18 protein-coding genes are annotated in these 25,481 nt (G+C 56.0%); 5 read left to right on the forward strand and 13 right to left on the reverse strand.

The annotated features are described in order from the left end of the window. Window positions 1-13: 13 nt before the first annotated feature. The gene (locus ACIQ20_RS02535) at window positions 14-1,747 is read left to right on the forward strand and encodes a D-alanyl-D-alanine carboxypeptidase (RefSeq protein WP_395777113.1); all 1,734 of its coding nucleotides are present in this window, start codon (window positions 14-16) and stop codon (window positions 1,745-1,747) included. 28 nt (window positions 1,748-1,775) lie between these two features. Here ACIQ20_RS02535 and guaA read toward each other — a convergent pair whose 3' ends face one another. From guaA to ACIQ20_RS02550, 3 genes are all read right to left on the reverse strand, one after another. Further along, a complete protein-coding gene (guaA, locus tag ACIQ20_RS02540; RefSeq protein WP_395777115.1) occupies window positions 1,776-3,338 on the reverse strand; it encodes a glutamine-hydrolyzing GMP synthase in 1,563 nt (520 codons plus the stop codon). A 62-nt stretch (window positions 3,339-3,400) separates the two neighbouring features. Next, window positions 3,401-3,892: an SgcJ/EcaC family oxidoreductase gene (locus tag ACIQ20_RS02545; protein ID WP_395777117.1), complete on the reverse strand. Its 492-nt coding sequence runs from the start codon at window positions 3,890-3,892 to the stop codon at window positions 3,401-3,403. Window positions 3,893-3,981: 89 nt separating this feature from the next. Beyond that, window positions 3,982-4,872: a helix-turn-helix domain-containing protein gene (locus tag ACIQ20_RS02550; protein ID WP_395777119.1), complete on the reverse strand. Its 891-nt coding sequence runs from the start codon at window positions 4,870-4,872 to the stop codon at window positions 3,982-3,984. Between the two features lie 115 nt (window positions 4,873-4,987). Here ACIQ20_RS02550 and ACIQ20_RS02555 point away from each other — a divergent pair, with 115 nt between their 5' ends. After that, entirely contained in the window at window positions 4,988-6,232 is a 1,245-nt protein-coding gene (locus tag ACIQ20_RS02555) for an FAD-dependent oxidoreductase (RefSeq protein ID WP_395777121.1), read from the forward strand. Here the strand turns inward: ACIQ20_RS02555 and ACIQ20_RS02560 are convergent. The 6 genes from ACIQ20_RS02560 to ACIQ20_RS02585 form a co-directional block, all read right to left on the reverse strand. Next, window positions 6,204-7,529 carry an RsmB/NOP family class I SAM-dependent RNA methyltransferase gene (locus ACIQ20_RS02560; RefSeq protein ID WP_395777123.1) on the reverse strand — a complete coding sequence of 442 codons (1,326 nt, stop codon included), beginning with the start codon at window positions 7,527-7,529 and terminating at the stop codon, window positions 6,204-6,206. The genes ACIQ20_RS02555 and ACIQ20_RS02560 overlap by 29 nt on opposite strands. A 4-nt stretch (window positions 7,530-7,533) precedes the next feature. Continuing rightward, complete coding sequence (locus ACIQ20_RS02565; RefSeq protein WP_395777125.1) at window positions 7,534-8,013, reverse strand: GNAT family N-acetyltransferase; 480 nt, start codon at window positions 8,011-8,013, stop codon at window positions 7,534-7,536. 5 nt (window positions 8,014-8,018) lie between these two features. Next, complete coding sequence (guaB, locus tag ACIQ20_RS02570) at window positions 8,019-9,527, reverse strand: IMP dehydrogenase (protein ID WP_395777127.1); 1,509 nt, start codon at window positions 9,525-9,527, stop codon at window positions 8,019-8,021. 123 nt (window positions 9,528-9,650) lie between these two features. Continuing rightward, window positions 9,651-10,883 (reverse strand): acyl-CoA dehydrogenase family protein, encoded by a 1,233-nt coding sequence (locus ACIQ20_RS02575; protein WP_395777129.1) that lies wholly within the window; start codon window positions 10,881-10,883, stop codon window positions 9,651-9,653. A gap of 23 nt (window positions 10,884-10,906) precedes the next feature. Next, window positions 10,907-12,022: an acyl-CoA dehydrogenase family protein gene (locus ACIQ20_RS02580; RefSeq protein WP_395777131.1), complete on the reverse strand. Its 1,116-nt coding sequence runs from the start codon at window positions 12,020-12,022 to the stop codon at window positions 10,907-10,909. Window positions 12,023-12,164: 142 nt separating this feature from the next. Then, window positions 12,165-14,069 carry an ATP-binding protein gene (locus ACIQ20_RS02585; protein WP_395777133.1) on the reverse strand — a complete coding sequence of 635 codons (1,905 nt, stop codon included), beginning with the start codon at window positions 14,067-14,069 and terminating at the stop codon, window positions 12,165-12,167. 298 nt (window positions 14,070-14,367) lie between these two features. On the opposite strand from ACIQ20_RS02585, the gene pepN reads away from it, so the two are divergent. Both pepN and ACIQ20_RS02595 read left to right on the forward strand, forming a co-directional pair. Next, entirely contained in the window at window positions 14,368-17,022 is a 2,655-nt protein-coding gene (pepN, locus tag ACIQ20_RS02590; RefSeq protein ID WP_395777135.1) for an aminopeptidase N, read from the forward strand. Between the two features lie 188 nt (window positions 17,023-17,210). Next, complete coding sequence (locus tag ACIQ20_RS02595) at window positions 17,211-19,628, forward strand: ATP-binding protein (RefSeq protein ID WP_395777137.1); 2,418 nt, start codon at window positions 17,211-17,213, stop codon at window positions 19,626-19,628. A gap of 20 nt (window positions 19,629-19,648) precedes the next feature. Here ACIQ20_RS02595 and ACIQ20_RS02600 read toward each other — a convergent pair whose 3' ends face one another. Continuing rightward, window positions 19,649-21,217 (reverse strand): long-chain-fatty-acid--CoA ligase, encoded by a 1,569-nt coding sequence (locus tag ACIQ20_RS02600; RefSeq protein ID WP_395777139.1) that lies wholly within the window; start codon window positions 21,215-21,217, stop codon window positions 19,649-19,651. 168 nt (window positions 21,218-21,385) lie between these two features. On the opposite strand from ACIQ20_RS02600, the gene ACIQ20_RS02605 reads away from it, so the two are divergent. Then, window positions 21,386-22,321: a glutathione S-transferase family protein gene (locus ACIQ20_RS02605; RefSeq protein ID WP_395777141.1), complete on the forward strand. Its 936-nt coding sequence runs from the start codon at window positions 21,386-21,388 to the stop codon at window positions 22,319-22,321. Window positions 22,322-22,345: 24 nt separating this feature from the next. Here the strand turns inward: ACIQ20_RS02605 and ACIQ20_RS02610 are convergent, their stop codons facing one another. From ACIQ20_RS02610 to tenA, 3 genes are all read right to left on the reverse strand, one after another. Continuing rightward, on the reverse strand, window positions 22,346-22,846 hold the full coding sequence (locus ACIQ20_RS02610) for a hypothetical protein (protein ID WP_395777143.1): 501 nt from the start codon (window positions 22,844-22,846) through the stop codon (window positions 22,346-22,348). Between the two features lie 46 nt (window positions 22,847-22,892). Continuing rightward, the gene (locus tag ACIQ20_RS02615; protein ID WP_395777145.1) at window positions 22,893-24,686 is read right to left on the reverse strand and encodes a long-chain-acyl-CoA synthetase; all 1,794 of its coding nucleotides are present in this window, start codon (window positions 24,684-24,686) and stop codon (window positions 22,893-22,895) included. 126 nt (window positions 24,687-24,812) lie between these two features. After that, the gene (gene tenA / locus ACIQ20_RS02620) at window positions 24,813-25,481 is read right to left on the reverse strand and encodes a thiaminase II (RefSeq protein WP_395777147.1); all 669 of its coding nucleotides are present in this window, start codon (window positions 25,479-25,481) and stop codon (window positions 24,813-24,815) included.

Consider the following 25,481-nt stretch of genomic DNA (forward strand, 5'->3'; position numbering starts at 1 on the left):
CTCGGAGACCAACATGGCAAGTCACGTTTTTTCGCTCAGGCTACTCACTGCATCGGCACTGGTGGCAGCGGTTTCTTTGGCATCAACCTCGGCCACGGCCCAAGCGAACCAAAGATTTGCTCAGATCGTTGTGGATGCAGATACCCATGAAGTGATCTTTGAAGAGAACGCGCAAGCCCTGCGCCGTCCTGCCTCGATCACCAAAGTCATGACGCTCTATCTTTTGTTTGATGCGTTACAGTCGGGGAAACTCTCTTGGAATGATCAGATCGTTTTCTCCCGTTATGCCAGTGGCCAAGCGCCAACCAAATTAGGGATTGCGGCGGGCAATTCGATTTCGGTGCAGACGGCCGTTGAAGCTTTGGTTGTTCGCTCAGCAAACGATGTTGCTGCAGCGGTCGCAGAAACCTTGGGCGGATCAGAAGCCAATTTTGCGGTGATGATGACCGCAAAGGCCCGCGACCTCGGCATGGTCAATACAACATTTGCCAACGCTTCTGGCCTGCCGAGTGACCGTCAATGGACGACCGCCGAAGATCTTGCTCGTCTAGCCATCGCCATTCGCCGCGACTTTCCCGATCAGTACCATTGGTTCTCGACCCCCCAAATGGTTTTCAATGGCAAAGTCAGCAAGAACCACAACCATTTGATGGCCCGCATGGAAGGCATGGATGGTCTGAAGACGGGCTTCACGCGTAGCTCTGGCTTCAATCTAGCCGCCACGACGGAACGCAGCGGGCGACGTATCGTGACTGTTGTTTTGGGTGGTCGGACACGCTTTTCGCGGGATGACTTTGTTGAATTGCTGACCGAGTCTGCCTTCAAAGAATTGGGCACTGGCGCAAATCTGGTTGCCGACCAGGCCACACCCTACCAATTTACCTTCAAAGACCCCCGTGACGGTGCCGATGCAGAGGCGCTGGTGATGTCGATCGCTGGCAAGGCCATGCAGCCAACTGGGGCGACCAATCTGGCGCTTGTGCGGACCGAACGGACCCGTGGGTTCGACCAAGGCAGGCCTTCAGTGTTGATGGCGGATGCAACTGCACGGCTAAATCAATCTTCCCGTTTGGCCACGGGCGGGGTGCAAACCGCTTCACTCGACCAACAGCATGGCGACGATGAAGATCAGGCTGAAGCTGTGAGCCCACAGTCAGTCACCGCGACCAAAGCGCCAAGTCTCCCGCGCGCCACCACGCACTACATTGCATCATCTGCGATGCAGGCGGCCGCACTTCGTCCGACACTGGGTACTGGCGCTCCTTCAGAGCCGAGCGCGCAAGATGCTAAAACGGTTGAAGTGGCCGAAGTGGCTGAGGAACAGATCCGCCTGCAAGAAGCCCGTGCCCAAGCAGTGCGGCTCGCCAACGAAAAGCGCGTCGCTGAGCGTGCCGCAGCAGATGCCCGCGCAAAGGCCACGGCAGAGCGCGAGGAGCGCACGCGTCAACAGGCCGCGCGCGCTTTAGCAGCTAAGAAGGAAAAGGACCGGCAATTGATCGCCGGACGTGCCCGTGGTGATGCGATTGTGCAAGTCGGGGCGTTCCGCAGCCAGAGCGATGCAAAAGCGGCATTGGCCCAATTCTCCCGCCACTTCCCGTCCTTCGCCAGCGGCGAGGTCAGCAGCGTGAAGCGCTCAGACGGCGTCTGGTATCGCGCCCGCTTCTCTGGGCTGGGGTCCAGCGTAGCGCGCGAAGCCTGCCGCATCGTGTCGGGGCGCGGTGGTGCCTGTCAGATTATCGCAGACTAAAACGTCGCGCGTTAGCGGCTAACGCGCCCTACTCCCACTCAATCGTGCCCGGTGGCTTAGACGTCACGTCATAAACCACGCGATTGATGCCTTTGACTTCATTGACAATGCGGGTCGCGACCCGGCCCAAGAATGCCATGTCAAACGGGAAGAAGTCTGCCGTCATGCCGTCGGTTGAGGTAACGGCGCGCAAAGCGCAGACATGGTCGTAGGTGCGATGATCGCCCATGACGCCAACGGTCTTGACTGGCAAGAGCACGGCGAACGCCTGCCAGATGGTGTCATAAAGGCCATTATTGCGTAATTCTTCCAGATAGATGGCATCGGCCTTACGCAAGATATCCGCCTTCTCCTGCGTGATCTCGCCAGGAATGCGGATGGCAAGGCCCGGCCCGGGGAATGGATGGCGGCCAACAAAGGCTTCGTTCAGGCCGAGTTCCTGGCCCAATGCGCGCACTTCATCCTTGAACAATTCGCGCAAGGGCTCAACCAGTTTCAAATTCATCCGCTCTGGCAGACCGCCGACATTGTGGTGGCTCTTGATCGTGACAGATGGGCCGCCATCGAAAGAGACGCTCTCGATCACGTCTGGATAAAGCGTGCCTTGCGCCAAGAACCCTGCGCCCCCAACCATGCGCGCCTTTTCCTCAAAGACGTCGATGAAGAGCTTGCCAATCGTCTTGCGCTTGGTTTCAGGATCGCTAACCCCTGAGAGCGCACCTAAGAAGCGCGCGCTTTCGTCAGCATGGATGAGCGGGATATTGTAATGGTCCCGGAAAAGCGAAACGACTTGGTCGCTTTCCCCTGCCCGCATGAGCCCATGATCGACATAGACGCAGGTCAATTGATCGCCAATCGCCTCATGGATCAGCACAGCGGCGACAGAGCTATCAACCCCGCCGGAGAGACCGCAAATGACTTTGCTGGTGCCGACTTGCGCGCGGATGCGCTCAATGGCCTCTTCGCGGAACGCCGCCATGGTCCAATCACCACGCATGCCTGCGATCTTGCGGACGAAGTTATGGATCAGCTTAGCGCCATCTGGCGTATGAACCACTTCTGGGTGGAACATCACGGTGTAGAAGCGGCGTGCTTCATCGGTGGCCACCGCAAAGGGCGCGTTCTCGCTGGTTGCTTTGACGCTGAAGCCGTCCGGCAATTGGGTGACGCGGTCGCCATGGCTCATCCAAACCGGATAGCGGCTACCAATTTCCCAGACGCCCTCGAACAAAGCGCTAGGGGCCAGAATTTCAACATCAGCGCGACCAAACTCAGCCGCATGACCACTTTCAACCACCCCGCCCAATTGGGTCGCCAAAGTCTGTTGGCCATAGCAAATTGCTAGAATGGGCACGCCCAGCTCAAACACGGCTTGGGGTGCACGCGGCGAGCCCGCATCACACACGCTGGCCGGCCCGCCGGATAAGATTATCGCTTTGGGATCAAACCCGGCATCCAGCACCGCTTGGGCGCGATTATAGGGATGGACTTCGCAATAGACGCCCGCCTCTCGCACGCGCCGTGCGATCAGTTGTGTCACTTGAGAGCCGAAATCGATGATGAGGATGTGTTCGTGGGTCGCTTGCGTCATCGAGGCGGTTTAGCGGGATGCGGGCGCAGGGGAAAGACCCCCGCGCCACACGCCAACAGTTCTTATGGCTTGGCCCCTTGCATGGCCGCCCCGCGGATCGGATCAAAGCGGGCGGCCTGGGCATCGACATCGATATTGGCCCCGTGCGCGATCTTCCAACCCTCCGCCAGTTTGACATAAACCAAGCTCATACGGCTCTCATGCGGTGGGGCCACGTCGCCACTGGGCGTCTTGAACGCATCCATGTGCCAATGCACGACTGCGACCACAACCGTCGGGGCAATCGGAGTAAGCGATTCCACCGCTAGCAGCTTTTGCTGGACGCCATTGAACATGAGGTAGAAATAGACCCGGTGGGCACGGTCCACTTCTTCAAAGCCCTGCCAATGCATGGCTTTCACATTGACCCAATGCACATTGGGCGCATAGAGCCTGCCCATGGCGTCCAGATCGCTGATATTCCACAGGTGCTCATAGTCCTTAATCGCTGCACGGATCGCCGTCTCATCACTTGCAGCTAAACCCTGCGATGCGGCCAGTGCTGTTTGTGTCATCGCCATTCCTCCAACTGCGCCCATAAGTGCCAAAAGATTTCGTCTAAGCATGATGTGCCTCCAAATCGTGGCACCTGTTTAAACGCCTGTCAGATGGCGCACTTGAACAAATCGGACATTTCAGGGCCAACAACAGCAAGCGTTGAAATAGCCTGCATCTTTGCGGCAAAGGTTTGCGGTGTCATCCCGCTTAACGCCCGGGCTTCGCGCGACAGGTGCGCTTCATCGGCATAGCCAGCTTCCGCGGCAATCTGTGCCCAAGCTTGACTTGGGTTTTTTCTTTGCGCCGCCAAAGCAGCCTCAAAGCGAGTAAGCCGACCGTAAAGCTTTGGCGTCACCCCAACATCGCTCAAAAACCGACGCTGAAGCTGTCTCGCACTCAAACCCGCCCGATCTGCCAACTGGCGGACACTAACCCTACCGCCCGTTTTCGCGACGAGGCGGGCAATATGGTCAATCTCGTCAAAGGGCCTCGCATGATCGAGCCAGCCAGCAATCCAAGCTTGCGCGAGTGCAACCCTTTGCTCAAACGTCACGCTTTGGGCTAAATCGGCTTCCAATTGCGCTGTTTGCCTTTTCAGCTCATCGGCCAGCGACAAGCCTTCATCGACCGTCTCGGTCATCTGCACGCCAAATAGCCGGGCGAGGCCCGTAGGCTGGAAGCGGATCGTGAAGGTCTCAATCTCCCCCACAAAGCCAAGATCTTTTCCAGGTACGCTGGTGACCCCTACAAGAACACTCGCCGGCGTGGCGCTGAACCCAGCGCCATTCTCACGCACCAAATAAGGTTCGCGGAAATAGAACTCAATGAATTGATCAGGACGGGCATTTAAGGCGCGAATGACATTGATGGATTTGAAGTCAGCCCGGCGTTCCCCAAAGGATACGACGATGCGACGCAAACTGGGGTGCGGCGAAACCTGCCTTATCTGAATCGCTGAGGGCGGCTTTGCCAAACTCTGCGGGTTACGAAGGCCCATAAGCATTCTTTCTTTGAGTGGCCTAATTTGTCGCATATCGACGCTATTGGTCAAGCAAAGGGCTTAAGTTAGTCTGCGGAAGATAGGATTCGCCGAGCGAACGGGGCAAAAATCAGTGGCACGGATTGGCATTGCGGGGTGCGGCATTGGTGGGCTCGCCACGGCACTCTTTCTTCACGACCAAGGCCATGATGTTTGCTTGTTTGAACGCTTTCAACAGCCAAGCCCGCTGGGTTCTGGCCTGTTACTGCAACCAACTGGGCAAGCAGTCCTTGCCCGGCTGGGGCTTCTTGATGTGGTTCTAGCCAATGGCGCGCGCATCGATCGCCTGTTTGGGACCGCAGCGCCTCATGGCAGAACGATTTTCGATCTTACCTATGACCGATTAGGGTCAGATCGTTTCGGGATAGGTGTGCACCGCGCCAGTCTCTTTCAAGCGCTTTGGCAAAAGGTCGGCGATGTTGGGATCAAGGTTATCGTCAACACCCATTTGGTGTCGCGCGCATTTGAGGGTCACCAAAGCTTCCTGATCGATCAAGCTGGCGAACGCTTTGGTCCGTTTGATTTGGTAGTGGATGCGTCGGGCAGCCATTCTGATCTGGCCAATAGCCTTGGTGCCAAAAGCCCGAAACCATTTGCCTATGGCGCTGTTTGGGCAAGTCCACTCAATACCAGCGGGATTAAAAACACGCTTTCCCAGCGCTATGTGAACGCCCATACGATGGTTGGGCTTTTGCCCATTGGCCAAGTGCCGGGCGATCCTCGCCCGCGCGTCGCTTTTTTCTGGAGTTTAAAGCCCGAGCTTTATGCGACTTGGGTGGCTCAATTTGAGGTCTGGAAAAAGGATGTCGTGGCACTTTGGCCTGAAACCAAGGAGATTGTTGCTCAATTTTCAGCGCCAAGCGACCTGACATTGGCGCGCTATGGACAACGCACTTTGAAGCGACCGTTCGCGCCGGGTCTCGTGCACATTGGCGACGCGGCCCATCAGACGAGCCCGCAATTAGGGCAAGGAGCCAACTCCGCTTTGTTAGACGCGGCCATCTTGGCAGACTCGATAGCGCTTAGCGGGTTGGACGATGTCGGTGCGCGATTTGCCAAAGCACGTCGCGCGCCGATTCAATTTTATCAGGCGGCAAGCTGGCTGCTTACGCCCTTCTTCCAGTCGGACGTCCATTTTCTGGCCCTTTTGCGTGACCTGATGTTTCAGCCACTTGCAGCCATCCCCTATTTCCGCACGGAAATGACCAAGACCTTTGCTGGCATCAAGACAGGCCTTCTCACGAGCTCTGCGCCCGAAACATTGGCTCGCTTGGCATCAAACGAACAGCTCAAGCTGCCCGTTGCAGACCACAAATAAAGAAACCATCCGTACCCGTCGCTAATGGCGTCATCTGCAAGCCGGGCCCTGCCCTATGGCAATGGGCTAACAGCCCGCTCAAACCAGCCTCGGATACCAAAGTCGTCGGATTGACTGCCGCAAAGGTTGGATTGGCGGCAAGAAAGGTCTTAATGGTGTCCTCATTCTCTTCGGGTAGAATTGAACAGGTCACATACATGAGACGGCCGCCGGGCTTTACCAAGGGCGCGCCCAATGCCAGTGCCAGCGCCTGTTCTTGTTGACGCTTTTCCAAAGCGCCGGGCCGCAAACGCCATTTGGAATCGGGTGCGCGACGCCACGTGCCAGAACCCGTACAGGGCGCATCGATGAAAACGATATCCATCAGGTCATGGAGATCGCTAAGCACATCCTGATCCCGCTTGGGCGTACGGACTTGGCAATTGCGCACCCCTGCCCGCTCAATCCGCTCGTGGCAATTGGACAGCCGTCGGCTATCGACATCATAGGCGTAAAGCTGGCCTTTATTCTCCATAAGCGCGGCAAGCGCCAAGGTTTTACCGCCACCGCCAGCGCACACATCGGCAATCTGCATACCGGGCTTTGCCCCTGACAGACGCGCGGCCAGTTGGCTGCCTTCATCTTGAACCTCAAAGCCACCCTTCACAAAGGCCTCTTCCTTAGCCCAAGGAAAGGTACGCCCTTGTTGCCACGGAATGCGAATGCCATCCGGCGACCATGGGGTGATAAAGGCGGACGGGCTGCCGTCCTCGCGCACTTTAAGCTGGGTGGATGACAATAAATCTTCCAACACGGTTTCTGGTTTCGCTTTCAGACGATTGACGCGCAGGTCGAGTGGCGCAGGTGCTGCCAAAGCGGCCGCTTCAGCAGCACGTTCATCACCCAAGACGCGGGCAAAGCTTGCATCCAGCCATTCGGGATAATCGCCGCGCACATGGTCGGGCGCGCCGTCCAAGGTCGCCTGAGCAAGGGCTGTGCGTTCTGCCTCGGTCAGTGGGCTATAGGCGTGGGTTTCTTCATAGGCATCTTTTTCAAGGCTCTCAGCGGTGCGTCCAAAGCCCCAACGTAATGCGCCTAAGACCCAAGCCCGGGGATCATCCAGGCCCATGCGAAAGGCGCTCGACGCCTTCCAGCGCAGGGCACCGAACACGATGTCACCAATTTGTGCCCGGTCGCCAGAGCCAGCAAACCGGTGGCTCAAGCCCCATTCTTTCAGAACGTCCGCGGGCGGGCGTTTGCGGGCTTCGACATCTGTCAAAACTTCAATGGCGGCTTGGGCACGGGCACCGGGGCGCATAACTTCAATCTTTCAGGGTGCGCGACAGATAGGTCACGCTTTTGCCGTTGGACAAAGTCGCTTGCCCGACGGGAGTAAAGCCAAGAGCGGCATGGAATTGATCAGAAACTGGGTTCGGCGGATCAGAATTGACCTCGCAGACAACCTGCTCATACCCGTCAGCCCGCGCACTTGCAAACAAGCCTTCATAGAAGCGTCGTGCAATCCCTTGCCCGCGCGCGTGTGCTGCCACCACAATCCGGTCGACATAGACAAACTTGTCCATCCGCTCAACAAACCAGACAAAGTTCGGGCTGTCATAAGCCGAGGTTGGAATAAAGGTGATGAGAAAACCAAGATCGGGCCGCGCAACTTGGCTGAGGTAGGAAGCCTCTACCAAATTGCTCAAACGGTCTTCATCTAAAGGCCCGGTTTCCACTTGATTGGCATTGCCAAGGGCAATTACCCACGCAAAATCCGCCCGTGACAGGACTTCAATCGTCACGAGGCTTAACCCCCGACTGGATAGTTTGGAGCTTCGCGCGTGATGGAAACGTCGTGGACATGGCTTTCGCGCAAGCCTGCGCTGGTCAATTTGACGAACCGGGCTTTGGACTGGAAGTCTGCAATGGTGGCTGCCCCCGTATAGCCCATGGCCGCGCGCAGGCCGCCGACCAATTGATGCAAGATCGGCGCGACCGAGCCCTTATACGGCACTTGGCCTTCAACACCTTCAGGAACCAGCTTTAGCGCATCGCTGACGTCCTTTTGGAAGTAACGATCGGCAGAGCCGCGTGCCATGGCACCCAGCGACCCCATGCCGCGATAGGATTTGTAAGACCGGCCTTGGTAGAGGAAAACCTCGCCCGGGGCTTCGTCGGTACCCGCAAACAGGCCGCCCAACATCGCGACATTGGCACCACCCGCAATCGCTTTGGCCAAATCGCCTGAGAACTTGATCCCGCCATCGGCGATAACGGGCGTCCCGGTGGCATAAGCCGCATCGACGCAATCCATAATCGCGGTCAATTGCGGCACACCAACACCTGCGACAATGCGCGTGGTGCAGATGGAACCGGGGCCAATGCCCACTTTGATCGCGTCCGCCCCAGCGTCGATCAACGCCATGGTCGCTTCGCGCGTGGCGACATTGCCAGCAATCACTTGCACCCGATTGGACAGGCGCTTGATGCGTTCCACAGCGTCCAGCACCGAACGGGAGTGACCATGGGCGGTATCGACCACAATCACATCGCAGCCAGCATCCAGCAAAAACTCTGACCGCTCATAGCCCGCATCACCCACCGTCGTAGCAGCACCAACGCGCAACCGACCTTGGTCATCCTTGCACGCACTTGGGAAGGCTTGCGCCTTCTCCATGTCCTTGACCGTTACAAGACCGACGCAGCGACCGTCATCATCAACAACGATCAAGCGTTCAACTCGGTGCTTATGCAAGAGCTGGCGGGCGGTGTCTTTGTCGGTGCCCTCGCGCACCGTATGCAAATTCTCGCGCGTCATCACTTCATAGACTTTTTCGGTGTCCTCGGCGAAGCGGACATCGCGATTGGTGACGATGCCAACAAGGCGACCGGGCTTGCCTTCTGGCCCGCGCTCAACCACCGGAAATCCAGACACGCCACGGGCAGCTTTAATGGCTTTTACTTCGCCGACCGAGATATCGGGATAGACGGTAATCGGATTGATCACCATGCCGCTTTCAAAGCGCTTTACCTGACGGACTTGCTCGGCCTGTTCTTCGTTCGACAAATTGCGATGGATAATGCCGAGACCGCCTGCTTGGGCCATTGCAATGGCGAGGCGCGCTTCGGTGACCGTATCCATGGCAGAGGAAATGAGGGGGATATTTAGCGCGATTTCACGCGTCAGTTGCGTGCGAACATCCACTTGTCCTGGCATCACCTCGGAGGCCCCCGGCTCCAGCAGCACGTCGTCAAACGTTACGGCATCTCTGATCGGCGGGGCGACGCGGGGTGGTTTAGCAATAGGATTGGACATGGCGGCTGATAGAGTAAGGTTGGCCAATCTGTCAACGCTGTTGCTGTAGGTTCACAAACGAAAAAAGCCTGCCGGCCCAAGGGAGACAGCAGGCTTTCACAAAAGAACTTTGGGCCAGAGGCCTTAGCGGCCGCTCGGCAAATCCTTGAACGCGACATCCTTGTCGACGCGGACATCGCCGGGCAGGCCCAAGATACGCTCCGCAATGATGTTCTTCAGGATTTCATCTGTCCCGCCAGCAATCCGTAAGCCGGCAGCCCACATATGGCTTTGCTGGAATACGCCTTCAGATGGGGCATAAGCCGCATCGGTGATGATGCCGAAATGGTCCATCGATTCCATGGCGTTATGGGTGATGTCTTGGAGCTGATTGGCGGTGATGATTTTGCCAATCGAGCTCTCAGGACCCGGTGTCTGCCCCTTGGACAAAGCCGTCATGGTGCGGAATTTGGCCAACTTGTAGCCTTCAGCCCGCACAAACCAATCAGCCACTTTTTGACGGAAGCTTTGATCTTCAGCCAAAGTGCCACCATCTTGGCCGGGCATGGTTTTTGCCCACTCAAAGATCTCTTTGTAGTCCGGGCCGGGGCTGCCGCCGACGGCCAAGCGCTCGTTCATCAAGGTGACCAGAGCGACGGACCAGCCATTGCCTTCCCCGCCTAACATCTGACTGTTTGGCACACGCACATCGGTGAAATAGACTTCGTTGAAGTTTGACCCGCCCGACATTTGGTGAATGGGGCGAACTTCAATGCCGGGGCTCTTCATGTCGATGAAGAACATCGACAAGCCCTTGTGCTTGGCCTTGTCTGCATTGGTGCGTACCAAAACGATCCCCCAATCGGAATAGTGCGCACCAGAGGTCCACACTTTCTGACCATTGATCACCCAATCATCACCATCGCGTACGGCCTTGGTTTTAAGGCCTGCGACGTCAGACCCGGCAGAGGGTTCTGAGAATAATTGGCACCAGATCTCTTCCCCGCGCAATGCCGGGCCGACGTGCCGCTCTTTCTGGGCGTCGGTCGCAAAGGCGATCACGGTGGGCACGCACATGCCAAGGCCAATGGTGAATGGCCCTGCGGGGGCGTCAAACTTGCCCTCTTCTTGGCCAAAGATGACCGAGAAAATTGGCGCGAGGCCCTGCCCGCCTTGCTCTTTCGGCCAAGTAATCCCGGCAAAGCCGTTTTCGGCTTTGGCCTTTTGATAGGCCTTAGCTGCCAGCATATATTCCTTGTCAGACAAGCGCTTCTGTAAGCTCTCCGTCTGGCCGGCTCTGGGTTCTAGTTGAGCGGCCAAGAAGCCCTGAGCACGTTGACGGAAGGCTGCTTCTTCTGGGGTATCATTGAAGTCCATAAGTATCTCCATCCATCCAAGAGTTAGGCCGCGTTACGCATTTCAAGGCGGCGAACAAGTTTTTCTTTCCACAAAGATGGCGCACCGGCCTGCACTGCCAAGAGCTTGGCGCGTCGATAATACAGGTGGCAATCGACTTCCCACGTAAAGCCCATACCGCCATGGGTTTGGATGTTCTCCTTAGACGCCAGATAATAGGCGTCACAGGCGGCAATACGAGCGGCAGCGGCCGCTAAGGGCAATTCTGGTGCATCGCTGCTCAGCGCCCAAGCACCATAAAATGCGTTAGAGCGAGCGATTTCGAGCGCGACATACATGTCGGCTAACTTGTGCTTGATCGCTTGGAAGCTACCGATTTGGCGCGAGAAAGCATATCGGCCCTTGGCGTAATCAGTGGCCATATCTAGACAGGCTTGGCTGCCGCCGATTTGCTCAAACGCGAGAAGAACCGCCGCGCGGTCGTAAATGCGCTGCAAGAGCGCTTCGCCGTCACCAGCTTCCCCGAGGAGTTGGGCTGGGGCTTTGGTGAATGTTAGGGTCGCATGCGAGCGAGTTGGATCGAACGTCTTAATTGCCTTGGCCTCGACTCCTGCCCCGGTCAGATCGACAATCACGAGAGACGTGCCGTCTTGATGCTTGGCAAGTACCAAAGCGTGGGTGGCACAATCGCCATCGGTCACCGGCACTTTCATGCCCGTGACGCTGTTGCCGTCAAAAATTGTTTTGAGATTGGATGCCCGCGGCTCGCCAGGGCCTTCAGAAGCGGCAACACTACCGATCACGCCACCTTCGGCCAGCTTAGGCAGAATTGCAGCTTTTTGTGCGTCCGTGCCAGCAATTTTGATGGCTTCAGCGAAGAAGTAAACCGTAGATGCCCACGGCACAGGGGCCAATGAACGGCCCATTTCCTCTGCCAAAACGCAAAGCTCAAGTTCGCCAAGGCCCAAACCACCGAATTCTTCCGGAATGGCAGCACCCAGCCATCCCATCTCAGCAATGGCTTTCCATAAACCAGCATCGTGGGATTTTTGCTCATCATTCAGCACCGCGCGAACGACCGTCATGCTGGACTGTTCAGACAAGAACTTACGCGCTTGTTCTTTCAGATATTTTTGATCGTCAGAAAAATCGAAATTCATGTGACGTGTGCCTCCCAAGGTCGCGGTAACGGCTTAGGCGCCGCCGCCTGTTTGTTTGGGAGCAGCATAAGCAAGTTTACGTGAACGGAAAGCCGTCACCTTAGGGAAGATCGCGTATTTGTGCGCAGTATCTGCAGCCCGCTTAGTTGCGAAACCCAGTTGTCGGGCGGGGCAGTGGCGAGCCAGCCGTAGACGTCGGCTGTCGCAGGCCAGCGGAAGCACCGGCCGCAGCAGCTAGCTTTTGCTGAGACGAGGCTTCAGACAGCATGGTTGTCTGTAATGGCTTCTCCAACTCACGCATGCCGCGCAAACGCGTCGCAATTAGGCGTGGATCGGCTTCTCCAGTCTTGCGCGCATTGGAATTCGGGTCGGTAATGTCTGTCCCCGCCGCGCGTGGCAGTTTTGAAGGTTCTTGGTAGGTGAACTTGAAGCGCATGGTCGTCGCAACCGCTTCGCCGAACACGATCGCTTCCGCATTATCCAATGCCGACAAAAAGGAAATTGTTGAGCCGCTGGAATCGGCGATGGCAGAGCGGATGATCTCTTGGTCGCGGTCATTGGCCAAACGCATCGCAAAAACGGTCGAACATTGCGACAGGATGGTCGGATCAAGTTCACCGGGTCGCTGGGATACTACCGCGATGGAGCAGCCGTACTTCCGACCTTCTTTCGCAATCCGAGCAATGGCGCGTCGGGTTGGGATAAAGCCTGCGTTCGGGTCTTGCGGTACATAGCGGTGGGCTTCTTCGCAAACCAACAAGACGTGCAACTGGCCTTCGCTAGCATAAGCAACATCAAAGCATAGGCGCGCCAAAACTGACACCACAGCATTGGTCACATCCGACGGTAGCCCCGACAAGTTTATGATCGAAACTGGCTGGCCTTCAGCAGGCAGACGGAACAAGCGCGCCAGAAGTGGCGCAAAATTGTCCTCCGCGCCCCCTCTAGTAAACATAAAGCCATAGCGGGGATCATTGACCAAAGCGTCTAGACGAACGCGCAAGGACTTCAAATGGTGACGTTCATGACGGGGGCTTAATAGACCAATGTTCTCATCGATGAGCTTGAACAATTCCGACATGCGATAGGGCATTGGGCTGTCGGCATTCAAGCCGCCAACATCTAAAGCCTTCCGCACGAGCCCAGCAGCCGTTGCACCTGTCTTCTCATTCTGGAAATTGGTTTTAGCTTGCGCCAAAACTTCTCTCAGAATTTCCGCCTCTTCTGGAACGGGTTTACTGCGGAAGATCACATCTTCCAACTCTTCAAACCGGAACAACCAGAAGGGCAATTCGAGTGTCGCGGCGTCCAAGACTTGCCCAAGCGGCCCAAAGGCACCCGCGAATTCATTGTGCGGATCCAAGAGCATCACACGTAAATCAGGCTTCACGCTCAAACATTGGCGTACCAATAAAGTCAGAGAGCATGACTTACCGACCCCCGTGGTCCCCACAACAGCGAAGTGGCGTGTTAAAAGGTCATTCACGCTGATGGTGGCAGGAATCTCGGCATTTTGCGACAAGCGGCCAACTTCGACGGATTTGCGGTCGCCGAGGTCGTGCATAACTTCAAGGTCGCGTGCACGGATTTTGTGCGCGACGGCACCGACCTGAGGGTAGCGCGACACGCCGCGCTGAAAGCGCGTCCGGCCATGAGCATCCTCAGAAATCTCGCCCATGAGCTCAACTTGGACGCTGACCGAATTTTGGGCATTCATGTCCCAGACGGAACTATCCGTGCGCATCTCATAAACCAGCGCAACAACGCGAATCTTGCCAACCGTGATCGAAATCAAGCGCCCGACAGCCCAAAAGTCTGAGGATGATTCACTCAAATTGTCAGCCATGGTGGAGATGGTCGCGCGGGCACCGTTACAAAAGGTCACCCGACCAATCATGCGCTCCGTCGGCTGTTCCATGGCGCGACGTTCGAACACTTTGCGCTGGGCCTCCGCGTCGTCGCGGTTTAAGCCAGCAGCAACCAACCCGCCCTGTACCTGCGCAATGAGTTCAGCTGCACTGGTGGGATTGAGCGAGCGTGAGCTCACATTCGTCGGCATCTGAGCAAGCGAGGGCGGCGTAGATTGAGGGCGCGGACCGTTGGTAGCAGGACTGGGTGAGTCTGTTGATAGCCTAGGGTCGTGATCGAGCGCCATAATAACCTCACTGGTGCATTTCATGCCAACATGAGCCACTTTTATCGTCCCAAAGTTAATTTGGCGTATTTCTCTGGCTTATAGTTTTATAGAGTCGCTTGAATTTCCGAAGACCTGAAGGGTTGCGCGGTGGCTCAAATTCAACAAAAAAGTTTGGACAAGGTGACCATTGGCGGGCTAAGCCCCTCAAATGCGCACTCAAGAACACATCCCCGTCCGTCTCCAAGACTATCGCCCGTACCCTTTTTCGATTTCGCACGCATCGCTGGTGTTTGACCTCCACCCCACGCGAACAATTGTGACATCGCGCCTGATCATTGATCGCAAACCCCATGAATGGGCCAAAGGCGAAGCGCTAAAATTAGATGGTGTGGGACTTGAACTCTTATCCGTCGAACTCAATGGCCAGCCGTTATCGGCACACGAGTATCAAATCGACGAAAATGGGCTGACCCTGAAAAGCGTGCCGGATTCTTTCAAGCTAGAGACAAAAGTTGCCATCAATCCTGCGGCTAATACGGCTTTGTCAGGACTCTACATGTCTGCTGGACGCTTTTGCACACAGTGCGAGGCAGAAGGCTTCCGGCACATCACCTTTTGGCCCGATCGCCCCGATGTGATGAGCCGCTTCCACGTGCGGGTTGAAGCACCAGAGACTGACTTTCCCTCCCTCTTGTCCAACGGAAATCGCGTTGCCATAGGCACCTATGACGACGGCCGCCATTGGGCGGCTTGGGATGATCCCCATCCGAAACCATCCTATTTGTTTGCCTTGGTTGCAGGTGGCTTTGACACGCTCGAAGATCAGTTTGTGACCCGCTCGGGCAGAAATGTTGAGCTTTGCATCTATGTCGATAAGGGCGCGGCCTCACGGGCAATCTATGCCATGGACGCGCTGAAGAGATCCATGAAATGGGACGAGGACGTCTTCGGTCGCGAATATGATTTGGACGTGTTCAACATTGTAGCCGTCTCGGACTTCAATTTCGGGGCGATGGAAAATAAAGGCCTCAATATCTTCAATTCTGCGCTTTTATTGGCAGATGAGACGACCGCGACCGATGCCGATTACGAAGCCATTGAAGCGGTTGTCGCGCATGAATATTTCCACAATTGGTCCGGCAACCGAGTCACGTGCCGCGACTGGTTCCAATTGTCCCTCAAAGAGGGCTTCACAGTATTCCGGGATCAAGAGTTTTCTGCCGATCAACGCTCTCGTGCCGTTAAGCGCATTAAAGATGTAAAGGCACTTCGAGCGCGGCAATTCCCAGAGGATTCAGGGCCCCTCGCCCATCCGGTCCGCCCGAAAAGCTATGTCAAAATCGACAATTTCTATACCGCGACCATTTATGAAAAGGGCGCGGAGATCATTCGGGTCTTGCAGACGTTGGTGGGCCGAGATGCCTTTTTGGAAGGGGCGAACCTCTATTTTGCAGAAAACGACGGCACAGCTGCGACGATTGAAGACTGGCTGCACGCCATGCGGACCGCAACTGGCAACCAGCTTCATGGGATAGAGCGTTGGTATGATCAGGCAGGCACCCCCTGTTTGGAGGCGATCAGCGACTATGATGCGGCGAACCAAAAGCTAACAGTCCGCTTCAAACAATCGACACCGGACACCCCGGGGCAATCCTCGAAGTCTTGGGTGCCTCTGCCGATCTCTATGGCATTTTTCGGCCCCGATGGCGCACCCTTGCAACTCCATTTGGCCGATACGGACGTGGCAGCCGATGATTGGTTGATCCCGATGGCGAGCAACGCTTTGGACCTTCATTTTGACAGGGTGATGGATCGCCCTGTGGTGTCCTATATGCGGGGCTTCTCGTCCCCTGTTCGCTTGATCACAAACCACAGCGATGCCGATTTGGCGCTCTTAGCCGCGTGTGACACTGACCCCTTTGTTCGGTGGGAATCGACACAAACCATTGCACGCAACACGTTGCTTTCGGCGGCCAAAAGCCTTCGGGCGGGTCAGGAGCCGGAGGTAGCGCAAGACCTCGCGCGCGCGTTCCAAGGTGCCTTGGCCGATGCGACGCATGACCCAGCTTTCGCCGCTCTTTTGTTGCGATTGCCGGATGTAAGTGAATTGATGCAATTAGAGCCACTATGTGACCCATCCAATCTATTGGCTGCCCGCAACTTTGTGCGGCGACTCTTGGCAGAACAACTCGACGCCGAACTAGATGCTTGTTTTGCACTCTACGATCCGGCGCAAGCCTTTTCGGCTAGCGCGCAAGCGGCAGGCCAACGGGCTTTAATGGCCGCTTGTCTCGACCTTTTGAGCGCAAGCGGAACCGACCGTGCGGCCATGCGCGCCGAAAACACCTTCTTTGCTGCCCGCAATATGACGGACATGATGAGCGCGCTCGATGGTCTCTCCCAATTTGGTGGGCCGCGTTATCACGCTGCTTTGGTTGCATTTAAAGAGCGGTTTTCAGACAATGCATTGGTGATGGACAAATGGTTCCGCGTGCAAGCGATGGCCCTATGTGAAGACCCGCTGGCGACCTTTCAAACCTTGCGTGCGGACCCCGGTTTCACTTTGTTGAATCCCAACCGGGTGCGCGCACTTGGTGGGGCATTTGCGAGCGGTAATCCTGCCGCGTTCCACCACCCGGATGGGGCAGGTTATCAAGCCATTGCGGACCTCATAGCCGATGTCGATGGCACCAATGGTGCCCTCGCCGCCCGGTTGGGGACCGTGTTTGAATCCTGTTCACGCGTGAACGAGCCCCGACAGAGCTTGGCAAAGCAGGCTTTGCAAGCCTTGTTGGACCGCAATTCCCTTTCTGCCAATACCCGCGAAATTTTGTCGAAAGTCTATGACGGTTTGATCGCCTGACTTTCAGCCAGGTTTAGCCCCGAGACGCCGGCCAATTTTGTTGGGGGCGAACAGCCTGTTGTGCGCGGTGGCCTGTAAATTGTGCGAAAGGTTCACAGGAAGCTGAGCCCCCGCCCTAGACGTCGCGTTAAGAACTCCTTTACCCTTTCGGCAAATGAGGGTGAGATCCCTCTGATTCGGGTAAGTAAATGGCCAAAGCGGCACCTAAAGACGACGAGATGAGCGGCCAATGGCCGGTTGCCATCACGCTTGTCTTATGCGCACTTTTTGCTGCGGTTATCTTGCTTCTGGCCAAGCGCGATTATGATCGCTTTCACCGCGACGCCACCCATGAGGCTGCTTCTGAAGCCCGTCTAATTACGTCACAAATCGACGCTGCTATTCGAGAAGCGCGGGCCAGCTTAGTGGCGGCAAGTGGTCTTGGGATGGCCAATGGAGCGACCGTAGCTGCTACTGCACCGGGGCTACAAGCGGTTGCAAGCTTTGACAGCAAAGGTGTCTTGGTCTCGCAAGGCTCTGCTTCGTCCAGCGATATTGGGGCGTTGGCCGCCGCTGCCCAAATGGCCCAGACCGATGGTTGGAGTGGAGCAGTCGCATTAGGCGGGGGTCGCTATTCTCCAGCCATTTCCGTCCGCACCGTCGATGGCGGCGCATTGGCAGCTTTCGTAACCTTCAAAGGGCTCGATGCCCTTGGCCCCGGCCGGCGTGTCGGCGTTGGTGAACCCGGCGGCAACCTAATCTCTGTCCAGCCCGCCTTTAAGGCTGTTTCGACTCAAGGAGCCTTACCTGCCTTCGGCCTCAAATCGCCACCAGCGGCGGGCGCCGCTTTAGGCTTCTATGTCAGAGATGTGGATGGCCAAAACATCGTTGTAGGAACGGCCGTGGCGGAAAACGGCCTGACTGCTTTCGTCTCGCGAGACCGTGGTCCCATTGAAGCAGCTTGGCTGCGCAGTGCCATCATGTTCGGCCTCTTGTTCTTAGGGCCAGTATTGGCAGCCGCCGGGATCTGGTTCTTGGTTCAAGGACAGTCAGAACGTTTTGCCTCGGCGCGCGTCCAAATGCGCGATGCAGAGCGGCGCTTACGAGTCGCGATTGAAGGGGCCCGATGTGGCGTCTGGGATTGGGACATCACCAACGACCGCGTCTATTTGACCCAACGTCTGGCTCAGAGCTTTGGTCTCTCAGGTGCCGGGCGATTTGATACCCAAGAAGTCTTGCAGGCGTTGAGCGCCGAGGATCAAGCGCGGCTTCGTGCGGCCTTAGCTTCAGCCGCCCAAATTGGTATTTTGGATATTGTGGTCAAAATCACTCGGACCACAGGCGTAACACACGTCCAATTGCGCGGGCGCGCGGCGGTCGATCGACAACGACCTGGCAGCATTCGGGCGATTGGCGTGTCGATTGATGTTTCAGAAGAACGTAACTCAGAGGCCCGTGTCGCCGCGGCCGAGCGCCGCCTTCGCGATGCGATCGATTCCATCTCGGGTCCCTTTGCGCTCTGGTCCAAGGATCGGCGCTTGATTCTGTGGAATGGCGGCTTCGCCAAGACCTTTGGCCTAGACGGAACAATCCTGCAGACCGGGGCGTCCTATACTGCGGTTTCTGCAGCGGCCGCCAAACGCGTAAAATCGCAACGGCCAGATCGATATGACGAATTGGCACAAGAAATTGAACTGGACAATGGCGTTTGGATTCAGCTGGTTGAACGGGAAACCTCCGACGGTGGGTTAGTTTCCATCGGTATTGATATCTCGCCGCTAAAGGAAACCGAAGAAAGCATCATGCGCTCTGAGCGGCAGATGCGTTCGGTCGTGGTTGAGCTGGAGCGCTCTGAGCACAAGGCTTCTGAACTGGCTGAGAAGTATCGGACCGAGCGGCAACGCGCTGAAGAAGCGTCAAATGCCAAGAGTGGCTTCTTGGCCAATATGAGCCATGAGCTGCGCACGCCGCTTAACGCGATCAATGGCTTCTCAGAGATTATGGTCCAACAGCTCTATGGCCCCTTGGGTGACCGCCGTTACCTCACCTATGCGACCGACATTCTCAACAGTGGAAAGCACTTGCTTGAGCTGATCAACGATGTGCTCGACATGGCAAAAGTCGAAGCTGGCAAGTTTAAGATCTATCCCAAGCCGATGGATTTGCAGGAAACGATTGAGCAAGCGATGCGTTTGGTACGCGGCCGGTCAGAGGAAAAAGGTATCGCCCTCGTTGGCGAGCTTGCAGAGGCCGGCGATGTGACCGGCGACGCACGGGCGATCAAGCAGATTATGATCAACTTGCTGTCCAATGCGATTAAGTTCACGCCGGAAAATGGTAAAGTTCTGGTACAGGTAAAGAACAATCTGGATTCGGTGATCATTCGCGTAATCGACAATGGGATCGGCATCAAAGCCGAGGACTTGCCACGCTTGGCTCGACCGTTTGAGCAAGTTGAAAACGAACATGCTAGGTCCAATCAAGGCAGTGGCTTAGGCCTTGCCTTGTCGCGTTCATTTGCAGAGATGCATGGCGGCACTTTGACCATTGCATCTGAAGTCGGGGTCGGGACCATGGTGATTGTGTCCCTCCCCCGCTTGGCCGTCGCGCAGCAAGAAGCTGCCTAGCGCGTCACAGAACGTGCGCTTTAAGCCACCCGTCTTGAATGGCCAACCCAGTAAGGTTCACGCAATTCACGCCGGAGAATTTTGCCAGAAGGGTTACGTGGGAGCTCGGAGATGAAGTCCACGCTTTTCGGCACTTTATATCCTGCGATCCGCGCTTTGGTCCAAGCGATGATATCGGAAGGCTCTGCCGTTTCGCCGGGCTTCAACACGATAATGGCCTTGACTGCCTCGCCCCATTTCTCGTCTGGCACGCCGACAACCGCGACATCGGCAACGGCCGGATGGCCGAATACCGCGTTTTCGACTTCGGCTGGATACACATTCTCGCTCCCGGTCACGATCATGTCCTTCACACGGTCGTGGATATAGAGATAGCCTTCATCGTCAAAGAAGCCTGCGTCACCCGTATAAAGCCAGCCATCTTTGACGGTCGCAGCGGTCGCGTCAGGCCGGTTGAAATAGCCTTTCATGATGGTGGTAGAACGCATGGCAATCTCACCTACTTCGCCCACCTCACAAGCACTGCCATCATCACGACGGCATTCAATCTCAAACCCGGGCCAAGCAATGCCGCACGAGCGCAACTTGCCGCGCGCCGGATCATGTGCTTCTGGCGGCAGATAAGTGCCAGCGCCTAAGCTTTCCGTCATGCCGTACAATTGGGTGAAGGAGCAGCCAAACGTCGCTTGGGCCTGCAACAACAAATCCTCCGCAATCGGGGAAGCACCGTAATACATCCGCTTCAGGGCCGAGAAGTCGGTTGGTATCTTGGAATTGACCTGGATCAGAATATTGATCACAGCAGGAACGACGAAGGCGTGGGCGATCTTTTCAACCGCGATCAAACGCAGGATTTCAACCGGGTCGACCTGCTCCAACACGACAGCCTTCGCACCTTGGGCAACGCATAAGATGGCGCTGTTGATCCCGGCGACATGGAACATCGGCATGGCGATCAGAACAGCTTCACCCGCCTCATATTTCGCCCATTCCGCGCCAATGCCAAACTCAAAGAAGGACATATAGTTTTGGTTGGTGATCTGCACGCCTTTGGGTAAGCCTGTGGTGCCAGAGGTGTAAAGTTGAATGACATCATCATTGGGCAAGCACGGCAGGCCGGGATCCTCTGACGAAGCAGCTTCATGCCAATCCTGATAGCTGGCCCAGCTTGCATGGCCACCATCAAGGGCCAGGGTCATCGGCTTATTGGTGGCATGATCTAGAGCTGCTGCGGCAATTTCATAAAAATGACTACCAACTAAAAAAACTTTGGCCTGACTATCGTCAAGCACGTAAGCCACTTCCGGCGGGGCCAAGCGCGCGTTGACGCCGACAAGGGTTGCGCGAGCCTTCACGCAACCAAAGAATAAGGCGAGGTAATGATCGGAATTTGCGCCATAAACAGCCACCCGATCATCCGGCTTTACGCCCAGATTGATTAGTGCCTGTGCGATTTGGTTAGCGATTGTGTCCAAGCGGGCAAATGTCGTCGTGCGATCCTTGAACGAGATGGCAATGCCGTCTGGACGGGCCGCAGCCTGTACGCGGGTGATGTCCGCAACCGATTTTGTGGCTTCAAAGTCAAACATATTTCCCCCTAACACGGTTTGATACCGCGCCTATTTCTGGATATTGCCTGATGTAACGCGCCTAACTGTATTTGTCGCGTCGCATTTTGGTGAAGGACTGGTCGAATACATTTGGCTCGTTAAAAGGAAACCAACTCATGCGCGAGTCGCTTGTCGAAGGATGTTCTCATGGCCGATGCCGATAGTCTGATTTTACACCATTTCAACGCCTCGCCATTTTCTGAGAAAATTCGTTTGGTCTTGGGCCTCAAGGGGTTGACTTGGGTCTCGGTGAATATCCCCTCCATCATGCCCAAGCCAGATTTGACCCCGCTCACAGGTGGCTATCGTCGCACGCCTGTGCTGCAGATCGGGGCCGACATTTATTGCGACACGCAGTTGATCCTGCGCGAGATTGAACGCCGTCATCCAACCCCAACGCTCTACCCCAATGGCGAAGCCGGGCTTTCATGGATGATCGCCATGTGGGCGGATCGGGCCTTCTTTCAGGCAAGCGTGCCTATTATTTTTGGTGCCGAGGGCTTCAATGTGCCTGAAGCGTTTAAGCGCGACCGCGAACAATTGTCGGGTAGACCCTTTGACACCGAGCAAATGCGCGCCGCCTCACCCATGATGCGCGACCAGTGGCGCGGCCATGTAGCTTGGGTGGAAGAAGCCCTTGAAGCGTCTAAGGGCGACTGGCTTTTTGGTGATAAACCGGGCCTCGGCGACATCTCTGCCTATATGAATTTTTGGTTCCTTCGTAACGCCTACCGCCCGGGCTATGACAGCCTGATGGCCCCATTTGAAACCGCGCGCGACTGGGTTGAGCGGGTCGATGACATTGGTCATGGCACGATTGAGAAGATGACGTCGCAAGAAGCGGTGGCCCTTGCCGGACAGTGTACGCCCATCGCCCGCACTGGCGTCGATGAGCAGGAGCCACAAGGTTTGCGCGAAGGAGATTTCGTCTCAGTCTCGCCAGACGATTACGGGCGCGACCCCGTTACAGGTAAGCTGGTGTTTTCCGACGCCAGCGAGATTGCGTTAGAGCGTGATGTGCCGGGTCTTGGGACTTTAGTGGTTCACTTCCCGCGCGTTGGCTATACCGCGCGGCGCAGCTAAAACGTCGCGGGTTAAGGGCGGGGCTTAGTCGAACAAGGCGTCAATATCGTCTTGAGCACCGCCCGCCGCACCACCATGTACCATGCCATCGAGCATCATGATGGACGATTGCAGCGCCATCGTGGTTTCAGCGATGAAGTCGTCCAACGGCGCACCTTGCTGGATAAGCCCTTCTGCCTGCGCGATAGCCTGCTGCAGCAAGTCGCACGTCTCGTGGCTGAGGGCATCAAACGGGCCTTTAATGGCGGGGTCTGCATTTTGATACGCTAGAATCGCCAAATCCTTGGCCTGAAAGCCAGAGCGCGCAAAATGCTGCTCATAGCTCAAGGGTTCCCAATTGCGCAGTTCTTCAATCATATCAGGCATATCGCCCAACAGACCAAACAACATGACGGCCTCGTTAAAGACATTCAAATAGTCAGTCGCAAGGCCTGTCGCGGGCATGATATTGGCTGCGATGAGGACCTCAGGGTCCCACCAAGCAAGCTCTACTACTTCTGCACCACGATCACGCACATCAAACATGCGCGTGTGTTTACTCTACATTTGTCAATATTTACTTTCCAAGCGATCAATATCTGATCTGCCCGAGTTGAAATGCTTCAAAAACCTCAGGAGTCAAAGGCTCATAGAGGCGGGTTGCAGGGTTCATCCAAACCATAGGGTCGGAAATCTGCGCCGGGTCAAAACCGGCCTTGACCAAATCGACCTTACGGTACTTGAAGGTGCCCGTAACCTCCATTTCCGTTTGGAAGCGTAAGAATAACGGAATGGCATAGCTAGGCAATTCAGTCCGCACATGGGCCGACAGGGCTGCCAAATCAATCGGCTTCGGCGAGACAATCACGGCCATGCCAGCTCGGCCATCGGCGTGGGGTACATCCACGCCATAAACATTGGCTTGCTCAACGCCAGGATAGATACACAAGGCCTCGCCCACTTCATTGGTCGAGACATTTTCAGACTTCCAGCGATAGGTATCGCCGATCCGGTCCACGAAGTAAAAATAGCCGAGTTTGTCTTGCTTCAAGAGGTCGCCGGTGCGGAACCATAAATCGCCCTTTTCAAAGACGTCGCGCAAAAGCTTCTTCTCAGATGCCACCTTGTCGTTCGCATAGCCGTCGAAGCGAGCCCTCACATTGGTTGTATCGATCTTGCCGATGGCCTCACCCACCTCGTCAAAGGCGCACTTCTCACACAAGCCCTCTTCATTGCGGATCGGCTTTTCTTCTTCAATATCAAAGCGAACCAGCTCTACATTGAAACGCTTTTTCAGATAACCCGGAATGCGGCCAACCGCGCCCAGCTTGCCTTCCACATTGATGAAGCTGACATTGCCTTCGGTGGAGCCGTAGAACTCACAAATGAGCGGGATTTTAAAGCGCTCTTCGGCACGCGCCCAGACGTCAGGCCGCAAGCCGTTCCCAAAGCAGGACTTAAGCTTGTGCGCCTGTTCTTTTGGATGCGGCGGTACGCTGACCAGATAACGGAACAATTCGCCAATATAGGCAAAGACTGTGCATTCCTGATCGACAATATCGTCCCAGAATTGGGTGGCGGAAAACTTACGGCGCAACACTAAAGTTGCACCCGTATTCAAGACAAGACCAACACCACAGATGCCGCCTGTGCCGTGATAGAGCGGCAGCGGGCAATAGACCCGGTCTCCTGGCCCGGTATTGGTCGCCGCAATAAAGGATCGGCTCATGCCTTGGGTCCGTAAATGCGATAAGGTTGCCGCTTTGGGATTACCGGTTGTGCCCGAGGTATAGACATAAAGGCAGGGGTCTTTGGCTGTCAGCATTTCGCGATAGGCGCGCGAAGGCCGCTTATTGCTCTGCGCGTTCAAGGCGCGATCCAAGTCATTGGCATTGGGGATCAAACCCCCCGCGGCCCAAACTGAGACGCCCTCTAGCTGACCATCGATTGTGGCCCACAAATCGGCCTGTTCCACCCCGACAATAGCGGCCTTTGACTTTGCAATCGTGACGCAATGCAGGAGTGATGGACCTTGTAGATTGTGGTTGATCAAAGCCACGATCACCCCGATCTTGGTCAGGCCGTACCAAGCCGCCAAGTAATCAGGTCGGTTTTGCATGAAGAGCGACACCACGTCGCCAGCTTTCAAACCAATCGAGACCGCCCAATGCGCATAAAGGTTCGCGCGGCCATCAAATTGCCCGTAGGTCCAAGTCTTGCCCTCAAACACAATAGCGGGTTTAGAATTGAATTGGTCGCAAATAGCTTCCCAATTGTCCGGCAACAAGACTTGGCTATCTGGGCTTAAGTCCTTCATCCAATTATTGGTGCGACTTAAAGCCGAAAAGAATTTTACCTCGCGCTTGATGCTGTCGATTAGGCCCATGGAGTGCGTTTCCTCTTTTCTCCTTTATGGACTGACTTGAACTTGCTTCAAGCGGTCAAGCTGACAAGAGAAGCGGTTTTCGCAATAAGTTGAACGCACTGATACACAAATGCATCAGGCTTGGCTTTAAGGGCGAACGGGCCAGTCTTTTTGGTGGTAGGCACTATCCCAAAACAACCACTCATGTTGAGCACAGCGCAGGAAAGCGGCCTCCATGCGGGCGCGCTCTGCGGGCCCTGCGGCCTCGGCTGCTGCATTGACGATGGCCTTCATGCGCTCTGTTGCCTCGGCGAAACCTTCATCCGCATAGGTATCAATCCACGCCTGATAGAAATTATTGGGTGCCCCCTGCTTAGCGATGGTGGTGCCGACATCTTGATAGAGCCAAAAGCAAGGCAGAACGGCCGCTGCCAGCACCGCAAAACTATCGGTTACCGCGGTAGCCAGCATGAAGTTCACATAAGCCTCGCAAGCCGGTGTCGCCGCAGCAGTTTCAGCCGCGCGGGGATCAATGCCAAATTGCTCAAGGTAACCGGCATGCAGCGCGCGCTCGACAATGATGGCAACTTCGGCAGCTTTGGAGAATTCCAAGATTTCATCCGCCGCTGGCGCTTTGGCCGCACCCAAAGCCAGAACACGCGCGTAGCCCTGGAGATAGAGGCTGTCTTGGATCATATAATGGGCAAAGGCATCCCGCGATAAGGTGCCTGCCGACAATTCCGTATTGAAAGGATGGGCGTGCACGGCTTCGCGCAGCTTGGTGGCCGCAGCCCAGACATCGTCGGTAAAAGCCAT

Source organism: Aquidulcibacter sp., from assembly GCF_044346625.1.
In the GTDB taxonomy this organism is placed as follows: Bacteria; Pseudomonadota; Alphaproteobacteria; order Caulobacterales; family Aquidulcibacteraceae; genus Aquidulcibacter.